Annotated in this window: 18 protein-coding genes; 1 reads left to right on the top strand and 17 read right to left on the bottom strand. The window is 67.0% G+C overall.

All coding sequences use genetic code 11. The annotated features are described in order from the left end of the window. The 15 genes from VGV60_13310 to VGV60_13240 all read right to left on the bottom strand — a co-directional run bounded on the left by VGV60_13310 (position 1) and on the right by VGV60_13240 (position 15,229). Positions 1 to 933: a glycosyltransferase family A protein gene (locus VGV60_13310; protein HEV8702245.1), complete on the bottom strand. Its 933-nt coding sequence runs from the start codon at positions 931 to 933 to the stop codon at positions 1 to 3. A gap of 7 nt (positions 934 to 940) precedes the next feature. Continuing rightward, positions 941 to 2,044 (bottom strand): radical SAM protein, encoded by a 1,104-nt coding sequence (locus tag VGV60_13305; protein HEV8702244.1) that lies wholly within the window; start codon positions 2,042 to 2,044, stop codon positions 941 to 943. A gap of 9 nt (positions 2,045 to 2,053) precedes the next feature. Then, a complete protein-coding gene (locus VGV60_13300; protein ID HEV8702243.1) occupies positions 2,054 to 2,860 on the bottom strand; it encodes a class I SAM-dependent methyltransferase in 807 nt (268 codons plus the stop codon). Beyond that, complete coding sequence (locus tag VGV60_13295) at positions 2,857 to 3,774, bottom strand: glycosyltransferase (GenBank protein ID HEV8702242.1); 918 nt, start codon at positions 3,772 to 3,774, stop codon at positions 2,857 to 2,859. The genes VGV60_13300 and VGV60_13295 overlap by 4 nt, the downstream gene beginning before the upstream one ends. Further along, positions 3,771 to 4,772, bottom strand: a complete 1,002-nt coding sequence (locus VGV60_13290; GenBank protein ID HEV8702241.1) for a glycosyltransferase — start codon at positions 4,770 to 4,772, stop codon at positions 3,771 to 3,773. The genes VGV60_13295 and VGV60_13290 overlap by 4 nt, the downstream gene beginning before the upstream one ends. Next, positions 4,769 to 5,563, bottom strand: a complete 795-nt coding sequence (locus tag VGV60_13285) for a polysaccharide deacetylase family protein (protein ID HEV8702240.1) — start codon at positions 5,561 to 5,563, stop codon at positions 4,769 to 4,771. Before VGV60_13285 ends, VGV60_13290 begins: the two co-directional genes overlap by 4 nt. After that, a complete protein-coding gene (locus tag VGV60_13280; GenBank protein ID HEV8702239.1) occupies positions 5,560 to 7,068 on the bottom strand; it encodes an oligosaccharide flippase family protein in 1,509 nt (502 codons plus the stop codon). The genes VGV60_13285 and VGV60_13280 overlap by 4 nt, the downstream gene beginning before the upstream one ends. Further along, positions 7,065 to 8,084 (bottom strand): hypothetical protein, encoded by a 1,020-nt coding sequence (locus tag VGV60_13275; GenBank protein HEV8702238.1) that lies wholly within the window; start codon positions 8,082 to 8,084, stop codon positions 7,065 to 7,067. The genes VGV60_13280 and VGV60_13275 overlap by 4 nt, the downstream gene beginning before the upstream one ends. Further along, the gene (locus tag VGV60_13270; protein ID HEV8702237.1) at positions 8,081 to 8,725 is read right to left on the bottom strand and encodes a hypothetical protein; all 645 of its coding nucleotides are present in this window, start codon (positions 8,723 to 8,725) and stop codon (positions 8,081 to 8,083) included. Before VGV60_13270 ends, VGV60_13275 begins: the two co-directional genes overlap by 4 nt. 51 nt (positions 8,726 to 8,776) lie before the next feature. Further along, the gene (locus VGV60_13265) at positions 8,777 to 9,289 is read right to left on the bottom strand and encodes a transcription termination/antitermination NusG family protein (GenBank protein HEV8702236.1); all 513 of its coding nucleotides are present in this window, start codon (positions 9,287 to 9,289) and stop codon (positions 8,777 to 8,779) included. 11 nt (positions 9,290 to 9,300) lie between these two features. Next, positions 9,301 to 10,503 carry a hypothetical protein gene (locus VGV60_13260; GenBank protein HEV8702235.1) on the bottom strand — a complete coding sequence of 401 codons (1,203 nt, stop codon included), beginning with the start codon at positions 10,501 to 10,503 and terminating at the stop codon, positions 9,301 to 9,303. A 165-nt stretch (positions 10,504 to 10,668) separates the two neighbouring features. Then, on the bottom strand, positions 10,669 to 11,331 hold the full coding sequence (locus VGV60_13255) for a polysaccharide biosynthesis/export family protein (GenBank protein ID HEV8702234.1): 663 nt from the start codon (positions 11,329 to 11,331) through the stop codon (positions 10,669 to 10,671). A gap of 623 nt (positions 11,332 to 11,954) precedes the next feature. Then, on the bottom strand, positions 11,955 to 12,575 hold the full coding sequence (locus VGV60_13250; GenBank protein HEV8702233.1) for a cysteine dioxygenase family protein: 621 nt from the start codon (positions 12,573 to 12,575) through the stop codon (positions 11,955 to 11,957). 10 nt (positions 12,576 to 12,585) lie between these two features. Then, the gene (locus VGV60_13245) at positions 12,586 to 14,493 is read right to left on the bottom strand and encodes a M14 family metallopeptidase (protein HEV8702232.1); all 1,908 of its coding nucleotides are present in this window, start codon (positions 14,491 to 14,493) and stop codon (positions 12,586 to 12,588) included. 16 nt (positions 14,494 to 14,509) lie between these two features. Beyond that, positions 14,510 to 15,229, bottom strand: coding sequence for a site-2 protease family protein (locus tag VGV60_13240; protein ID HEV8702231.1), 720 nt, complete (start codon positions 15,227 to 15,229; stop codon positions 14,510 to 14,512). Between the two features lie 192 nt (positions 15,230 to 15,421). Between VGV60_13240 and VGV60_13235 the strand changes: the two genes are divergently transcribed. Beyond that, on the top strand, positions 15,422 to 15,847 hold the full coding sequence (locus tag VGV60_13235) for a hypothetical protein (GenBank protein ID HEV8702230.1): 426 nt from the start codon (positions 15,422 to 15,424) through the stop codon (positions 15,845 to 15,847). Here the strand turns inward: VGV60_13235 and VGV60_13230 are convergent. Beyond that, entirely contained in the window at positions 15,834 to 16,421 is a 588-nt protein-coding gene (locus tag VGV60_13230; GenBank protein ID HEV8702229.1) for a 3'-5' exonuclease, read from the bottom strand. The two genes, VGV60_13235 and VGV60_13230, sit on opposite strands and share 14 nt — an antisense overlap. Further along, entirely contained in the window at positions 16,421 to 17,038 is a 618-nt protein-coding gene (locus tag VGV60_13225) for an Hsp70 family protein (GenBank protein HEV8702228.1), read from the bottom strand. The genes VGV60_13230 and VGV60_13225 overlap by 1 nt, the downstream gene beginning before the upstream one ends. Between the last annotated feature and the right edge of the window lie 14 nt (positions 17,039 to 17,052).

The following is a 17,052-nucleotide window of genomic DNA, read 5'->3' as shown; positions in this document are numbered from 1 at the left end:
TCACGCCGCCCCCCGCTTGAGATCCGCCACTCCGGAAGGGCTCGAGCCGTTGTTCCGGAGAAGCCGTCCGACCCCCTCGAAGAGCGCCGCCACGTAGATCGCCTGCTCGGCCACTCCGCGTCGATCCAGGGCGCACGCGGACCGGATGAGGTGGACGATCCGAATGGCCAGCCGGGCCACGAATCGCCATCCGCTGATCCAGTCCCCCGCCATGAAGTGCTTGGCGAAATAGGCACCGGCCCCGATGCCGTAGGCCCTGGAGAGGCGGCGATTCTGCTGCGCCGATCGCCAGGACCTGTGCCAGACGACCGCCTTCGGGGCGTACACGAGCCGATCTCCGGCCCGCAGGATCCGGTGAATCAGGTCCATGTCCTCGGCGCTCTCCAGGGGAGCCCCGGGGCCGAATCTCTCGTCGTAGGGCCCCCCCCGCCGAAGGAGTTCGCGCCCGGTGGCGAAGTTCCCACCCCCCCCCACGCGCCAGGGGTGGGTCCGTCTCGAGAAGACCGGGCTCCCCGCAGGGGCGTAGAACGAAGAGGTTTCCCCCGCGCCGTCCGCGTTGCTTTCCGGCAGCGTCCGTCCCACCGCGGCATCCGCCCGGCCGGCCCGAAGCGGCTCGGTCAGCTCGAAGAGCCAGGCCGGGTCCACCCGGCAATCGTCGTCGGTAAAGGCGATGACCGGCGACGTGCACTCCGCGATCCCCTGGTTCCTTGCCCGGGAGAGTCCGGTGCCGATTCCCCGCAGGTACCGGATCGGCGCCTTCCCTCCCTGCCGGCGACCGACGGCCAGCCGGGTCGCCTCGTCACGGCTCTGATCCACCACGATCACCTCGGCGGGGGGCGGCGAGCAACCCAGAACCGAGTCGAGGCAGCCCTCGAGCAGGGCGCTTCGATCGCGCGTGCAGATGAGAACCGAAACGTCCGGGAGGGTCGTCATGCTCGCCTCAGTGAGACCACAGTCCGCAACAGCGGGAGCAGTAGGGGAACAACCCATCCTCCCGCATGGCGCGACGGAACGTCTGGTACGAATCGTTGTTCCAGATCTCCAGGAACCGGTCCTTGCGGACGTTCCCGACGATCAGGTCGGGGCGGTCGGAGCAGGGGGTCACGTCGCCGTTCGGGAGGATTTCCGCCTCCAGCCAGGGGACGAAGCAGCGCGTCTTGCCGAAGGCCTCCTCCGGGCGGGCATAGTAGTCGTCGACCTGTCCCGGATGCAGGTCGGGCAGGAATCCGAGCGTCATCGCGCTCTTGCGCAGAGACATCTCCCGCATCTGAGAGGCGATCTTCCCGGAGTCGAGGACCGAGACGTCCATGACAAAGCCGCGCCACGACCCGGCGTGGGCGCTGAATTTTTCCCTGAAGTAGATTTCGTTGGCCCGCCCGATCTGCTCGGTCGTGAACCACAGCTGGGAGAGGATCATCCGATCCGCCCCCATCGCCTCCACCGTGTCGTACGTGTCGAGGAGCACCTCCTGATTTCCGGGAGAGATCGTCGTGTTCACGATGATCTCCGGCTTGCCGGCGTGGCCGTTGCGTGCCTCCCGCACGGCCTTGATCCCGTCGGCGATGCGCTGGAACGAGCCGTCCATCCCCCGGATGCGGTCGTGGATCTCCCGGGGACCGTCCACCGAGACCATGATCGCGTCGACCCCGAGCTCGACCAGGCGCTTCGCCTCCCGTGGGAGGTAGGTGCCGTTGGTGTTGATGCTGCAATAGAGGTTCTTCGACTTCACGTACTCCACGAACGGCATCAGGTCCCGGTGCAGGAACGGCTCCCCTCCCCAGAGGAAGACCCCGGTCTGGCTCCCGGCCACGTCGTCGATGACCGATCGCAGGGTGGCGAGATCGAGCTGCTGAATCTCGTGCTCCTTGGTGAGGTCGTGGAACAGCCCCTGCTGCCCCCACTGCCAGCACATGGTGCAGCGCAGATTGCACCGGTAGGTCATCATGAAGGTGAGCATCCGGGGGGCCGCCCATCGATCCGCCATGAACATCGGTCCGGTCTTCAACAGAAGATCTTTCAGCCGGGAGGCCAGGTCATACGACATGTTCGATCCTCATTTGCGCGGCGTCACCGCGGCCAGGTAGTTGATGGCCAGGTGTCCGTCCAGGTCCTGAAGCGTCCGGGCCATGCCGAAGCCCGCCCGGGCCGCCGATCGCACCAGCCGCTCGCCGGACAGTGCGAGCAGATTCAGTCCCAGGTAAATGCCCTTCAGGGGGGCGGACGCGACGCGACCGGCTCGACCATACCGGCGGACTAGGTATCCCTCCACGCCCATGGCGAGGACGGCGTTTGCCAGCTGCGGAACCAGCCTGAGATACCCGCCGTTTTCTTCCACCCGGGCCTCGCCGAACTCGCTCAGGACCTCCTCCAGCTCGCGCCGGCTCCAGCGATGGAGCCTGACCGCCGGCGGATAGGGCCAGATGCCGATCGTGGTCAGGAGGATCCGGCCGCCGCGGCGGGTCACCCGGACGAACTCGGCGAGCACCCCGCGGAAGTCCTCCATCAGGTAGAAAGCCTGCGTGCAGAGAACCAGATCGAAGCTGTCATCCCCGAAGGGGAGATGCGCCGCGTGGGACTGGACCTCCACGCCCCGATATCGTTCGAGATCGACGCCGACATGGCGCGAGGCTCGCCCCGCGAACAGAGCGCGGTAAGGCTTGTACTTGCATCCCACGTCGAGGATGTCGATCCCGGTCTTGCCGTTGAGGGCCGCCGCCTGGCGGCTCAGGCCCGCCGCGATCTCGTTCAGCATCAGATAGTCGTACTGCCACATCCGGGGATTCGCGATCCGGCGGGCCACCCTGGCCGCTTCCCGGGCTTCTTCCCGATCCGGCGCGATCGAATCGGCCAGGGCGCTCATGGCTCCTCCGTCACGGCGGCGGGGCCGGCCGGCCCCCCGTTTCCGGACCAGGCGGCCCGCAGGAACCCGCGGACGAGTCCGCGAGCGAATGCTCCGCTGGCCTGCACGTCCTGCCGGCGCCCCAGGAGAATCGCTCCTCCCAGGTCCCGGCCGGCATCCCAGAGGTTCCGCGCCATGCGCGCCGCCATGTGAAGGTCACCGCGGCGGAGGTGCTTTCCATAGAAAGTCCCCTGCCCTACTCCATAGCCCCCGAAGACCTTCACCTGGTCCGGCCCTCTCCTCCACGACCGGTGCGTCACCACCATCGCCGGCAGGTATCGGATCGGGACACCGGCCTGGAGCAGGCGGTACCCCAGATCGTTGTCTTCGGCGGCGGGCGCCGGAGTCCCCGGGCCGAGCCCTTCGTCGAAGCACCCGGTCTTACGCAAGAGCTCGGCCGGGATGGCCATGTTGTTGCCGAACAGAACGTCCCGGAAGGACGGGGCGGTGTACGTCGTTTCAAGATCCTGCTCCCTCAGCGATGGAGCGGTCACCGCCTCCCCTTCCGGAGAACCTGGAACGACCCGACCCGTGAGGGCGCACCGCGAGCCAGACCCGCGGGCCTCCCGGTCGATGACCTCCAGCCAGTCCTCGGCCACCAGGCAGTCATCGTCGGTGAAGGCGAGCCAGGGTGCCCGGGCCTCGCGCACCCCCAGGTTGAGCGCCGCGCTCTTCCCTCGCCGCGGGCAGCGGATGAACCGGATGGGCAACCCGCCCCGGTTGACCTCCGGCGGCGTCGCGTCCGTCCGGCTCTGATCCAGAACCAGGACCTCGGCCTCGCCGAATCGGGAGGCGGACAGGCTGTCCAGCAGACCGGCCAGGAGCGCCGGGCGATCCGCGGTGGCGATCAGGACGGAGATCCTCGGGGTCGTCACGCCGCCCTCCACGGCCGCTTCAAGGCCTCCGCGCCGGTCGGAACGGTCCGTCGTCCAGCGTCCCGGACGCCGCGCCAATACGTCCGTTCTCCCATCAGCGACTGCGCATGGCTCAGAAGAAGCCCCCGGAGCGCACACCGTTCCGCCGCGATCAACGTCCACCCCAGCGCCATCCAGGCGGCGGCCATGGCGTCGAAGGAAGACAGTCCTGACCATCGGGCCAGACGCTTGACGGGATGCGTTTCACGACGGGACAGGCGAAGCGTCGGGGCAATTGTCGGATGCTTCCCGGCGAGGAGGACGTCGGCCCGGCCGACGCCTTCGACATCGCGCAGCCACGCGGAGAAGCTCTTGTCATAGATCTGCAGCGCCACCGCCCGTGGCGAGAAGCGTATGTCGGCGCCCAGGTGGATCAGCCTGAAGCCCAGGTCATAGTCCTCGTTCCCATAGGCCACGAACGACTCGTCGAAGCCCCCCAGGCTGACGAACAGGGAGCGCGAGATGGAGGCGTGTCCCGAATGCCAGTCGTCAAATCGGAACCGGTAACCCGGTGCCGAGACTCGCTCGGCGAACTCCTTCCCCCAATCCTCGACCCCTTGCTTCAGGAAAGAGCGGCGCACGCCCGCGGCGAGCCCCATCTGCCCCAAGATCACACGCTCCCGAGAGGAGCCGTGCTCCTCGCAATGGATGGCGACCAGATCCGGCGCCGCGATCATGTCGTCGTCCAGGAACAGCAGAATCTCGCCCAGCGCCTCGGCGGCCCCTCGGTTGCGAGCCGAGGCCTGTCCCCGGTTGGGCTGTTGGACGACGCGGAGCCGCGATCCCCACCTCCCCTGGTTCAACATGTCCTGGGTCCCGTCGCTGGAGCCGTCCACCACCACGATGACCTCATAGTCGGCTCCGGGCTCTTTCTGACCGAGGAGCGCGGGCAAGGTCCGGGTCAGAATCCGCCGACGGTTGTAGGTCGGCACGATGATCGAGATCGACGGCCGGCTCACGAGGCCACCCCCCGCGGGGTCGGGACGAGCCGGCGAAGCAGCTCGCCTGCCGTCGACCTGGCCCAACTCCTCACACCGAACCCGGTTCGGACCTTGAAGGAGAACGACCACGGCGTGTCGTAATAGGAGATCTCGCTCCGGTGCAGCCGGTAGGGATTCGTCCCCGGGCCGTTGCCGCCGGGCAGGGTGGAGCAGGCTCCGGCATAGCCCGCCGCGGCGACCAGGCGTTGACATCTGGCATCGTGGAGGCCGTGGGGGTAGGAGAACAGGCGCACCGGCTGGCCCAACCGGTCTTCGATCGACTCCTTCGACCCGCGTACCTCGCTTTCCATTTCGGCTTCCGTGAGGTCGGTCAGGAGGGGATGGGTCCGACTGTGCGATCCGATTTCCATCCCCTGGGCCGCCAGCTCCGCCGCCTCACTCCATCCCATCAGGGAGCGGGGCCGATCGCCGTGCCGGGCGTCCCAGGTATTGGTCGCTCCGACCCGATCGCTCACCAGGAAAAAAGTGGCCGGGAAACCGAATCGCTTCAGGACCGGCAAGGCATGATCCATGAGGCTCAGGTATCCGTCGTCGAAGGTGAGTGCGACACTTTTGGGGGGGGCGGGGCGCAGGCCCCTCACGATCTGGAGCACGTCGTTCAGCGGCAGGACCCGATATCCGCCCTCGGCCAGCGCCACCATCTGCGCCTCGAACGCCTCCGGAGTCAGGCCCCACTCACGCAGCCTCTGCCCCGGGTCGCGATCGATCCAGTGGTAGACCATGATCCTGACGCCGGACGGGCCGCTCATCGGAACGCCTCCACCCACACCTTGCCCACCAGCCGCCGCTCCTCCCGGAACGCCCCGGCCAGGGCATAGATCAGCGCGAAGCCGGCCAGGCAGCCGACGGCTCGCAGCGCCACGGTCTGGATCGAGGGATCCGGCGAGGCGCTCTTCCAGGCGGCCAGAAGGAGCATGATTGGCAGGGCGGCGAGGAAGGGCGCTCCAAGCGAGCGGGTCAGGAATCCAGTCGTATCGAGACCGGCCCACCGGCAGGCGCGGACGATCACGATTCCAGCGTCGACGGCTACGATGGATACCAGCGTCCCCAGCGCCATTCCGGTGAAACCGATCCAGCGATAGAGGATGAGCACCAGCGTCAGGTTGAGGACGTACCTGGCTGCCTCGGCTCCAAGCAGGACGCCGATTCGGCCCACCCCGAACAGCAGGGTGGACGAAGCGAGGGAGGCTGCCATCATCAGGTTGGCCAGCGCGAACGCCGCCAGGACCGGATAGCTCGGCTCGAAGCCAGGGCCGACCCAGAGGCGCAGCAGGGTGGGACCATCCACCAGGAGGATGGTGACCAGCGGAAGGGCCAGCGCCAGGTTGACCCGGGTCCCGATCTCGAGCAGCCGGCCCGCCTCGGAGCGCCGCCCCAGGGCCTCCATCTCGGAGGCCATCGGGAAGAGGACTCCGGAGATCGGCTGCAGCCCTTTCGAAACGAATGACGCGAGGCTCACTCCGACGCCGAACACACCGACGGCCGCGGGACCGGCGAGAATCCCCAGCAGAAGGAGGTCGGCGTTGTCGAACAGGGTGCGCAGGCTCTCGTAACCAAAGGAGAGGGCCGAGAAGATCGAGACGTCGGCGGACAGGCCGGACCATTCCGGCCCTCCGGTCAGGTGGATCTGGGGCGCCACCCGCCGGATCAGCAGCCAGCGGGTCAGGTGTCCTCCAATCGACGCGGCCAGCTGGATTCCTCCCAACGCCAGAAGGCCATGACCGGCGCCAAGTAGAACGACGGTTGCGACCAATCGGAATGAGGCCCAGACCACTTCGACCCCCCCGAGCAGATGGAACCGGTGGAGTCCGGCCAGAACGCTCCGCGTGACCCCGAAGGGGAACGAGATCAGGAAATTGATCGCGATCAGGATCAGCAGGGCCCGGGCCTGCGGCTGGTCCGCCGCCGGGACATGGAAGTAGTCCAGCGTCGTGAAGCTCAGGAGAGTCAGGGCCCCGGCGGCGAAGACTCCGACCGCCAGATAAATCCGGAATATCGAACCGACCTCCCGACTGGCCTCACCCATCCTCCCGGTTCCCGCCAGCCGGGCCACGGCGCGAACCCCGGCTGCCCCGCTGCCCGCGTTGAGGAATCCCAGGTAGCTCCCCATGGCGGCAGCCAGCACCCAGATCCCGTACTGGCTCGAGCCGAGGTGCCGCACGACCAGAGGCGTCAGCAGAAGCAGCACGACGCCGTTGACCGCCGCGCCGGCATAGCCGGAGCCGATGTTTCGAACCACGCGCGAGAGGGTCACTCGGCCTCCCTGCTTCCCGAAAGGACTTCGGGGGGAGTGTCGAGAATCTTGCGCACAGCCATCCGGGCCCGCGCGAAGTGGCCGGTCTCGTCCCGCTTCAGGTGCTGAAATTTCTTCAGGCAATAGCCGGCCCAGGCCAGGCTGACCAGGGGTGGGAGCAGTCCCTGCTGGAACCCCATGGCCGTCGCGTAGCGACCCAGGGTGCAACGCAGCTCGCGGGCCAGCGGATCTCGCCCGTGCAGGAGTCGTTCCAGGGCGGCGAATGGATCCGGCTCCAGGTGTCCCTCGGTCCGGAACGCGACCCACAGGCAGAGATCCACGATGTCGTAGACGGGGATCGATTGCTCATCACAGAGTTCCCAGTCGATCACACCGTAGCGCTCGCCGTTCCCCAGGATGTTTTCACCGCAGAAGTCCCCCTGGGCCAGGACGCCTGGAAACGTCCCGCCGAAGCCCTCCCACACCTGTCGAGCCGCTCCGTCCAAGAGCGCACGCGAGCGGCCGGTCCGGTCCAGCTTCACGCTGAACTCGTCGGTCCAGCCGGTGACCAGCCCCCCTCCATCGGTCCTGGTCGCGCGGCCGAGCGCAGCGCTCCAGCTCGCGGCCCATGCCAGGAACCGGCCGAGACGTCCGTTGAGTCGCATTCCCGGGGTCAGCCAGGTGGAGACCTTCTCCCCCCGGAGAGCGCTCTGCAAAAGAGCCTGCCGTCCGGCCACTTCCCCGTAGTGCAGTAGCCGCGGGACCGACGTCTCCGGGATGCCCTTCCCGCGCTCGGTCAGATACAGGAGTCCCCGATGCTCCCTCTCCAGGTAATGGGCTCCCGCCGGATCGAACCCCACTTTGCCCACCGCCGACGGGAACCGATCATGCGGAAGAAAAAAGAGGTAGACCGACTGGTCTGCGTAGTCCTTGTCTTCATGAGGACGGTGGATCATGAGAACCGAGACCTCGCGCGCGGGAACGCCCATCGCCTTCGCGGCCACATCCCTGTAGGTTTCCGAAAGAGCGCTGATCATCCTGCTCTCCGCGCCACCACGATCAGGTTCGGCAGAAACATCCGGTGCAGCCTCAGGGCGCAGAGACACCGGGCGCCCAGGGCGAGCAGACGCTGCCGGGGCGCGCGAACACCAACGGCCAGCCGCAGGAAGTAGCGGAACGGATCCGGGCAGTCGAGCGGCACGAGGATGCGCGGCGCGCGCAGCGACGGGTAGGCGTAGTAGGTCTCGATTCTCTCGAACCCTTCCCGCCGTGCCTGCCGCACGATGCGGTGGCCGGCCAGCCCGATCCATCCCTGCCTTTCCAGCGCCACGACCCACCGCCCTCCGGGAATCAGGAGCGATCGGATGCGTTCGAGTCGAACCGGTGCACTGCCGTTCGTTCGATCCTCCAGAACCAGATCCAGGCCCGGGTCCCAGATCGGCCCGGGAGGAGTCGCCGTCCTCTCGAACCGGACCCCGGCCTCCCTCAGAAAAGCGAAGAGCTCGGACCCGTCCCCGCCGACCTCCAGCGCTCGCTGTCCCCGTCTCGGGAAGAGCAGGCTCCTCCAGAGCGGACCCGCTCCCCCGGGCTGGGGCAGCATCTCCGGGGTTGCGAACACAGGTTCCCGCACGAAGATCGGAACCTGCTTTCCGTGCTCTATCGTGTACAGCTCCGCCATTGAGAGCCTCCGGCTCCCTGACCAAAATGACTGAAACAAAACGACTTGCCTCTAACCGCTCCCCGCAGAGACGAGCGGCCGGAGCTGACTGGTGTCGCACTCCAGAGCCACTTGCCGCCGGAAGAGTTCCAACAAGATCCGGACTCGGTCGCCACCCTTCAATGTCGCGGCGACCTGTCCCTCGAACCCCGTGAACGGACCCTGGCCCACCCGCACCCGGACTCCCGGCTTCCATCGGACCGGCCGCAGCAGGAGGCGGATCCCCTCCTTCTCCATCTCACGCACCGACGAGAGCATCGTTTCACTGACCGCGAGGGGCGTCCCGCCGCTCATGACGACCCGGACCAGCCCGGGCGTCCACCGCACGCGGGGATACTCGATGCCGAAATCGAACCGGGCGAACAGATATCCCGGGAAGAGAGAGGCTTCCCGCCACGACTTGCGATCCGCGCGACCGATCGGCTTCCGGATTCGGGGACAATAGACCTCGATCCCCGCCTGATCGAGTGCGGCCTGCACCGAAGGCTCTTTTCTTGGCTTGGTCTGGATGGCATACCAGGTCATCACATTCCTCGTCAGAAAACCCGCAGTTCCAGGCGCAGGAAAAAGGTGTTGACCGTCAGATCGTCCCCCGTCACGCTCGTGACGTCCTGACTGCGCCGCCGGGCCTCCGCCACAATGTTCAGGTGCGGGTTGAGCGTGACTGTCCCCAGAAGGGCGCCGCCGGTATAGGTGAGGGCAATCCGGTCTCCGCTTTCCAGGACCGAGTTGCGGCTTCCGTACTCGCCGCGCACCGTCATCGAAGCCCGCTGTCCGATCCGTGCGGAGATTCCGGCATGGGCGTCCTGCGCCACCGTCACGTTGGCGACGCCTGAATCGGCGCCCAGTCCGCGGCGGTAGCCGGACACGAAATCCATCCGCCGGAAAGGATGGTGGAGCGAGGCGCTGGCCGTGATCCGGTTCTCCCGTTCCGACGCCCGGGAGACCTTGGAGACTCCGGCAGACAGCGTCCAGTCCGTCCGCGTCGGGATCCCGTGCGACCAGGACAGGTCCATCCCCTGGGATTCGGCCCCGTCCACCCCGGCGCCCTGGAAACCGAATCGGGAATAGCTGTAGGTGGTGGAAAAGGCGTCCTCCCGTCCAATCTGCTTCCTGATCCCGAGTCGTCCGGAGTCCATGTTGCTGTCGACGCTCGGGCTCAGATCGAATCGCTCGATCCGGCTCGATGCGCCGAGCTGCAGGGACAACGAACGGGAGAGGCTGGCATCGAACGCCGCGTCAGCGAAGTTCCTCCAGCGCCTGGTCAGGCGGGTCAGGATGACCGCCTCGCCGGCCGTTTCCCCGGTGTCGACCTGGGACAGGTCGCGACTGGAGTAGAAGCGCTCGAGAAGTCCAAGCCTGCTGCGGGGGCTCACGACGTAGCGTGCATCGAGATTGAGCGCGTGATTGACGGTGTCGAACTGACTGTTGCTGCCGTAGCGCGTGTAGAAGGGCGTGTACCTCGACGACCACTCGGTCCTCGGGCTCCTCCGGCGACCGGTGACGTCGGCCCGCAGGTCGGTGATGGAATCTCCCTCCCGGCTTCCGCCGTCGGATGCGAGGCCGGGATTGTTCGTGAGCCGCATCCCCATGCCGACGTTGAGATCGAACCCGTCGGGCGTCGGACCGCCCGGGGCCTGGGCGCGCGCGAGACCCGCCTGCAGACCCCACACCACCACGAGCAGGCTGAGGATCCGCCGCGACGCCGCGAGCGATCGGACCGACCAGCTCCACTTCACGAGTTCACCGCCGATTCGACAGGCACCGGAGTCAGTCTCTGCTCCGGATTCCAGCCGGTGATATTTCTGTCGCAGGAGCGCCCATGTCATCAGCATGGAATTGCATCTGCGCAGGTCCCATAGCAAACCGCTCCACGAGCACGTCCTCTCGCATTCGATGTCGGATTAACGGACGACGATGGTGTCCCCGGGCTCAAGAACTAGATTGTCCCCGGGTCTTTTTCCCGACACGATGTCCTTGTAGGACACCTCGATCACTTTCTCTCCGGCCGGCGAGCTCCGGTAGATGACCACCCCGTTCTTTCCTCCGAACTGAGTTACCCCGCCCGCCATGGATATGGCCTGGAGCAGCCGGACCTTCGACCGCACGGCCACCGGCCCGGGCTTGGCGACTTCTCCGAGGATGTACAACTTGATGCTGTTCACTTCGCGCACGATCACAGTCACTGAAGGATTGCTGAGGAACTCCTTGAAGCGGGTTTGCAATTCCTTCCCGAGCTCCACGGGCGTTTTCCCCGCGGCCATCAGATCCTGCAACAGCGGCAGGGAGATCTTGCCGTCCGGCCGGACGGGGACCTCCCGCGTCAAGTCGGGGTCGCGCCAGACCGAGATGAGCAGCACGTCTTCAATGCCGATCCGATACTGGCTCTCCAGCGGGAAGACGAGCCGGGCGGTGCCGGCTATCCCGGGATCCTGATCGATGCCGTCCCCCTTCTCGGTCGTCGTCGGTTCGACCGGGGCACCATCCGGTGTGCCGGCGAAGACGATCAACACGAAGAGACCCGGGATCGTAAGAAGGAGAGGGATGATTCTGTTCGGAGACTTCAACTGGATGTTGCTCCCCTTAGCAAGAGATGCCAGAGCCTCGAACCGAACTAAGGGGGAACTCCAACGAGACATCGAGATGATACTCTGATATCTCATGAGACAGTTCAGACAATACCCCTGAGCTTGCCACTGTTACCCTGCCTTAAGTCATTTGGGCCAAAGGTTTTCTCAGTTTATATACGATGATTCTGTGGTGGGTCAAGGTTTACTTGCTCCACTGGGTATTCCGGTTGCCGTATTTGATTGATTCGGTTGCGCTAAACCACACCTTGAAACGGTCGCCAGAAGAGTCCGCTACGGGCGCGGATAAATCATTATGTCATGGCGATTTCAGAAACGAACCGATTCGCCAGGAAAGTGACGGTTCCACCCTCATTCTAGTCAAGGCATGAAATAGGTGAGACTCTGTTTTCGGCCTGTGGAATGCCCCCTCACGCGAGCTTCGCCCCCTTCAATTCCCCGACCTTCCGGGAGGCAACGCCGCGGTTACATCGGGTGAACTCTCTACGACCGCACGGGCACTCCATCAATGAGTGAATCCCTGAAAAGCCCTCAGGGAAATCATGGATTCCCCGGCGTGTCCCGGGATTCATGCCCGTGGGGATGTTGTAGGACGGAACGGGCTAGGAGGCGATGGTCAAGGCCAGTTCGGCCCCCTCGCCTGGACAGAGAACGCCGAATCGACTGGTGTATCCCAGCGGCACGTCGTAGTAGCACCCCTTCTCCGGCTGGTAGATCTCGCAGGAATCGAACGGGCGGGAGTAGACGTGCACGGACACGGCGCGCGAGCCGAACTCCTCCAGGTTGTGCACGGAGTGGATCGGCTCGTTCGGGTCCACGGCGGCGGGGTGACGGGGATCCATGGCGTAGCGGACCGACGGCTCGATGAGGCAGGTGCGCGCCTCGGGATTCTTCCTGATCAGCCTGTAGTTGCGCACCTCCAGCCGGCCGATCGGCACTCCCATCCAGCATTCCTGTCCGCGGTGATTGTGGATGGCGGACACCTGGCCGGGCTCCCAGCCGATGGCGACCACTTCGAACAGATCGTTGCGGTGGATGAGGTTCCGGGTGTAATGGCTGCGCCGGAAGTAGAGGAACGGCCGGAGGGAAGCCGGATCGAGGACGGTCCGGCCGATCTCGTCCAGGACCCCGTCGCGGGTGAACGAGGGGGCCGGGATACCGCAGAGCCCCCGGACAAGATCCTGGATCGTGCGCGTCGTCACCGCCTCGGGCCGTGGCGCCATGGACAGTATTCTACCGCTCCTTCGTGATCGGGATCCCGTCAAGTGACAGGAGCCTCCCGATCGGGTAGAGGCCGATCCGGTCGTCCCACCACGGCGAGCGCCGGTAGAAGAAATCGAGACGCGCCTCGGGGCTGGCGGCGAACTCCTTGTCCTCCGTGAGCCGCCGCTCGAACTCCCCTCTCAAGGCCGGGTCTTTGGCTAGCATGTCGCGGGCCAGCGTTTCCATCACGTACGGCTCGGCGTACTCCTTGCGCTCGAAGACGGCGTTGAACATGCCCCACGCGAGACACGAGTCGGGGGCCTGCGGCTCCAGCAGATGGATGGCGACCCGCGCCGCGCGCTGGTCCAGGGGAACGACCGCAGATCCCGCCGGAAACGAGAGACGCGCGCGGACCGGGACGCAGGTTCCGGGCGTGGCGCCCGAGCGCCCGCCCCCCTCCCCGGGCGGGAAGAGCACCTGGCGTCCTTCGAAGGGGCGCGAGTGCCAGACCGGCGCCTCGCAGCGGTACGTCTCGACCTCCCCCTCCCAGGGGCGGGTGGTCTCGCGCACGCGAAGTCCGTGCGCCGCGAGCGTCCCGATCACCGCCGTCCACGGCGCAGGGACGATGTAGGCGCGCGGCGGCGCGACCGACAGGGTCACCTTGAGCGACGACTCGCGCGCCACGGTGATCTCGATCGGCTCCTCCGAATACTCGATCCGCCGGGCGCCCGAGATCGTGCTTTGCGACACGCGCGACCGGTGGCCGCGATACAGGAAGGGCGTCGTCGTCCCGTCCGGCTCGAGGCGCAGGGGGATGCGCGCGTCGGGGTCGTAGCGCGTCCCCGCCGCGATGGCCTCCGCATCGGCCGACCGGCCCATGCCGGTGAGGCGGGCCGCGTCGCGGTTCGCGATCTCGAGGAGGGCGCGCAGGAACTCGTACGTCCCGCGCACGCGCGTCCTGTAGTCCTTCAACATGTGGGTCTCGAGGAGGACCGCCGGGCGGTTCTGCAGATTGATGTATCCGGTCGAGAAGCGCGGCAGGTCCTGTCCGGCCTTCAGCCCCTGCGCCGGATCGGTCTCGTCCTTCAGGTTGATGAACGGGCCGATGACCTGCCCCGCGGCGCCGACCGAGGCCTCGACGTAGGGGGCCAGGGAATCTCGCTGCCACTCGGCGATCGCGGGGACAATATCCGGCCCGGTGTCGATCCCGTACGTCGTGTCGTACTGGTAGTCGGCGCCGTCGGTCACGTGCGTGTCGACGAACAGATCGGGGAGCCACCGGTTCCACAGCTTCAGGAAAGCGCGCGTTTCGGGCGCCTCGGCCTTCATGTAGTCCCGGTTCAGGTTCAGATTGCGCGCCTGCGTCCGCCAGCCGGTCTCCTCGGGCCCGTTCTGGTTGATCCGGTTGTGGGCGGAGAAGCGCTCGTGGCCGTCCGCGTTGTAGATCAGGATCACGACCGGGACGACCCGGTCGAGAAGGGCGGCCTTCTCCTTCGTCACGACCATGTCGCGGAGGAGGGCCAGCGAGGCGTCCTTGCCGTCCATCTCGCCGGCGTGGATGGCGTTCTGCACCAGGACGATCGGCCGGCCGGCCCGGTGCAGCGCCGCCGGATCGAATACGCCGTCCTTCGAGGCGACGATCGCGACCAGGTCCCGCCCCTCTCCCGTCTTGCCGAAGGTCTCGAGGCGCACCTGCCGCGGCGCGGCGGCGGCCAGCCGGCGGGCGTAGTCCAGCGTCTCGGCGTAACGCGGAGTCGTCCTGAAGCCGGCCGCCTCGGCCGGCGTCCGCCAGTCCGTGGCGGGCCGGGACGGCGCCGCGGCGGCCGGGGCCGCCGGACGGGCCGCGGCGAACGACAGGAACAGGAGGACCGACAGGATCGTGGCGGTGCGGGCGACACCCTCCCGGATTCGATCACAGAGTGGCCGAGCGTCGTTCATGGCGGCTCCTGGAGTCCTAGCTGTAGGCGACGTCCGGGTGCAGGAGTCGCAGCAGAATACCGAAGGCGGGTTGGTAGACGACGTCGAACACCTGCCAGGCGATCATCAGGCCGACCAGCGATATCACCGGGTTCCGTCTCAGGGACTCGATGAGACCGCCGAACGTTCCCGGCATGAGGCCCTGCACGATGCCCCCTCCATCGAGAGGGGGCAGAGGCAGCAGGTTGAACAGAAAGAGGAGCACGTTCAGGTTCAGCGCCACCGAGAGGAGCAGCGCCACCGCGTGCAGGATCGAGCCCTCCGGCGTGCCGGCCGCGGGCTCCACCAGCCGGCTGAAGTTGATCCTCTGCGGCGCAACGAACACGCCGCGCGCCAGGAGCATCCTGAGGGCCGCGAACGACAGTGTCGCGATGAGCAGGTTCCCCGCCGGCCCGGCCGCCGACATGGCCGCCAGGCGTTTCGGGTGGCGGCTCCCCCAGCCGGGGTCGAACGGGGTCGAGGCCCAGCCCATCATCCAGCCGGACGTGAAAAACGTCAGCAGCGGCACGACGATCGTGCCGACCGGCTCCCGCCTGATGTGCGGCCAGGGGTTCAGGGACACCTGGCCGCCGTGGTAGGCGGTGCTGTCGCCTCCCAGCCAGGCGACGAGCGCGTGGCAGGTCTCGTGCACCGTCAGCGTGAAGAGAAACACGACGAACCAGACGACGAACTCTCCGGCGTTCGGCAGCGCTTGCACCGGTGCATTCTATCCCGTCCCGGCGGCCCGACGCCGGGCGAAGTCACGCCCGCGAGACATTACGAGAACGGAATGGGTGACCTGATTCGCGGTCAATGACACAAGTTCAAGCCACGAGAATGGCGTCGAATTCGGCCCAAGTGCTCGCTGGCAGGGCGTTTGCACCGAACCTCCCTCAAGGGAGGTGCGGACATGCATGCGCGAACACTTGCAGTCGGCCTGCTCTCTCTGGCAGTGCTTCTCGCGGACCACCGAGCCGCATCGGCACAGTCCACGGATTCGTCGTGCGCCATCCTGAGCATCGGCATCGTCACGAACGCGGCGACGGTCTTCCCCGGCTCGACGATCGGCATCGGAGGGCGCGTCAGGAACTGCTCCTCGAAGAAGGCGCGATGGACTCTCGTCGTCTCCGGTACGTCGAGCTGCGGTCAGAAGGCGGAGGTCGCCAGGAGCAGGCTCGTTCTCGGTCCTGCGGAGAACACGACATGGGCCATCTCCTACCCGATGCCGGCCGTAACCTGTTCCGGCATCTGGGAGGCGACCGCGCAGCTTGATGACGACCGCGAGAATGGCGGCTCGGCGATAGCGACCGGCATGACGACCGTCATCGTCGAGTAACGGGGTCCATGTTGAGCAGAGCGCAGAGCAGGTGCGCCTGGTAGAGGGCGTCGTAGTCCGCCCTGTGGACCAGCGCCGTGTCCAGGCGCGGCACCGAGGGCAGGAGGATCTCGAGGTTCTCCTTGCCCGTGTCGAACCAGCCGATCCCGAGGCGCCCCATCGCCAGCGACTTGATGTCGAGCGACTTGTAGCCGAACGGGTTCGGGCGGCCGAAGAGGGCGTAGTAATAGCTGATGTAGGACCAGTCGAAGCCGACGTTATGCCCGACGAAGACGGCGCGCGCCGTGGCGCGCCGGACGCTCTCCTCGACGAACCCGGTCAGCCGGCGCATCGCCTCGTCGGCCGGGATCCCGGCGGCCTCGAGCCTGTCGCGCGGAATGCCGTGCACCGCCATCGCCTCCTTGTCGAACCGGCCGCCGATCGGCTTGAGCTCGACGTAGAAGCGATCGTCCGCCGGCTTCCAGGCCCCGCCGGCTTCGGCCACCGGGACGGCGCCGATCGACACCAGGTTGTAGAGCCCCGGCACCGGCCCCGACGCCTCCACGTCGACGCTGAAGAAGACGGTGTCCGGCATCAGCGCGGGAACCCCGGCGGCGCCTCGGACGTCTCGATGGTGTAGCCGCGGCCGGTGGTCGGATCGGAGGCGCCCAGGACGACGGCGCCGTCGGCGATCCGGAACCCCACGGTGACCTGGACCGTCCCCTTCGGCCCGGGGGGAAGTCCGGGGATTCGCACCCACCCGAGGTCATGGTTCTGGGCGACCCGCTCCGTCAGGCCGCGCAGGATGTGGAGCCTGATCTCCCTCTGATTGTCGGCGCTGGTCTTGAAGGTCACGAAGCGCATCACCGGCGCCCGCGTCCCCTGCGGCAGGACCGGCGTGAAGGCCCCCCTGGCGGTTTCGATGCCGAGGGACTCGGCCAGGCTGCCGTCGGACCCGACGATCGGCGACACCTGCTCGACGACGAGGATGGCGGGAATCGCCGCCGCCGATCCCGTTCCCGGGGCGGCGCCGGGAAGGGCCATCGGGCCCTCGCCGCCGGCGGACGGCGGGGATCCCGTCCCGCCCGGGGGCCGTGCCGCACCCCACGGTTCGTCCGGGCGGGGCTTGGGCAGTTCGTCCGGCAGCAGCAGGATCGCAGCGATCCCGAGGAGCACGACCGCCACGGCCGCACCCCAGAAAACACGATTCATCGGGTCCTCCGCCC

This window comes from Candidatus Polarisedimenticolia bacterium (assembly GCA_036001465.1).
Lineage (GTDB): Bacteria > Acidobacteriota > Polarisedimenticolia > Gp22-AA2 > Gp22-AA2 > Gp22-AA3.
Note: the sequence above shows the minus strand (reverse complement) of the source record. Positions and strands in the feature narration are given on the sequence as shown.

Excerpts from the sequence above, each read along its gene's own strand:
- VGV60_13310 (HEV8702245.1), bottom strand. The coding sequence starts at position 933 with ATGACGACCCTCCCGGACGTTTCGGTTCTCATCTGCACGCGCGATCGA.
- VGV60_13305 (HEV8702244.1), bottom strand. The coding sequence starts at position 2,044 with ATGTCGTATGACCTGGCCTCCCGGCTGAAAGATCTTCTGTTGAAGACC.
- VGV60_13300 (HEV8702243.1), bottom strand. The coding sequence starts at position 2,860 with ATGAGCGCCCTGGCCGATTCGATCGCGCCGGATCGGGAAGAAGCCCGG.
- VGV60_13285 (HEV8702240.1), bottom strand. The coding sequence starts at position 5,563 with ATGAGCGGCCCGTCCGGCGTCAGGATCATGGTCTACCACTGGATCGAT.
- VGV60_13275 (HEV8702238.1), bottom strand. The coding sequence starts at position 8,084 with ATGATCAGCGCTCTTTCGGAAACCTACAGGGATGTGGCCGCGAAGGCG.
- VGV60_13270 (HEV8702237.1), bottom strand. The coding sequence starts at position 8,725 with ATGGCGGAGCTGTACACGATAGAGCACGGAAAGCAGGTTCCGATCTTC.
- VGV60_13265 (HEV8702236.1), bottom strand. The coding sequence starts at position 9,289 with ATGACCTGGTATGCCATCCAGACCAAGCCAAGAAAAGAGCCTTCGGTG.
- VGV60_13250 (HEV8702233.1), bottom strand. The coding sequence starts at position 12,575 with ATGGCGCCACGGCCCGAGGCGGTGACGACGCGCACGATCCAGGATCTT.
- VGV60_13245 (HEV8702232.1), bottom strand. The coding sequence starts at position 14,493 with ATGAACGACGCTCGGCCACTCTGTGATCGAATCCGGGAGGGTGTCGCC.
- VGV60_13235 (HEV8702230.1), top strand. The coding sequence starts at position 15,422 with ATGCATGCGCGAACACTTGCAGTCGGCCTGCTCTCTCTGGCAGTGCTT.
- VGV60_13230 (HEV8702229.1), bottom strand. The coding sequence starts at position 16,421 with ATGCCGGACACCGTCTTCTTCAGCGTCGACGTGGAGGCGTCGGGGCCG.
- VGV60_13225 (HEV8702228.1), bottom strand. The coding sequence starts at position 17,038 with ATGAATCGTGTTTTCTGGGGTGCGGCCGTGGCGGTCGTGCTCCTCGGG.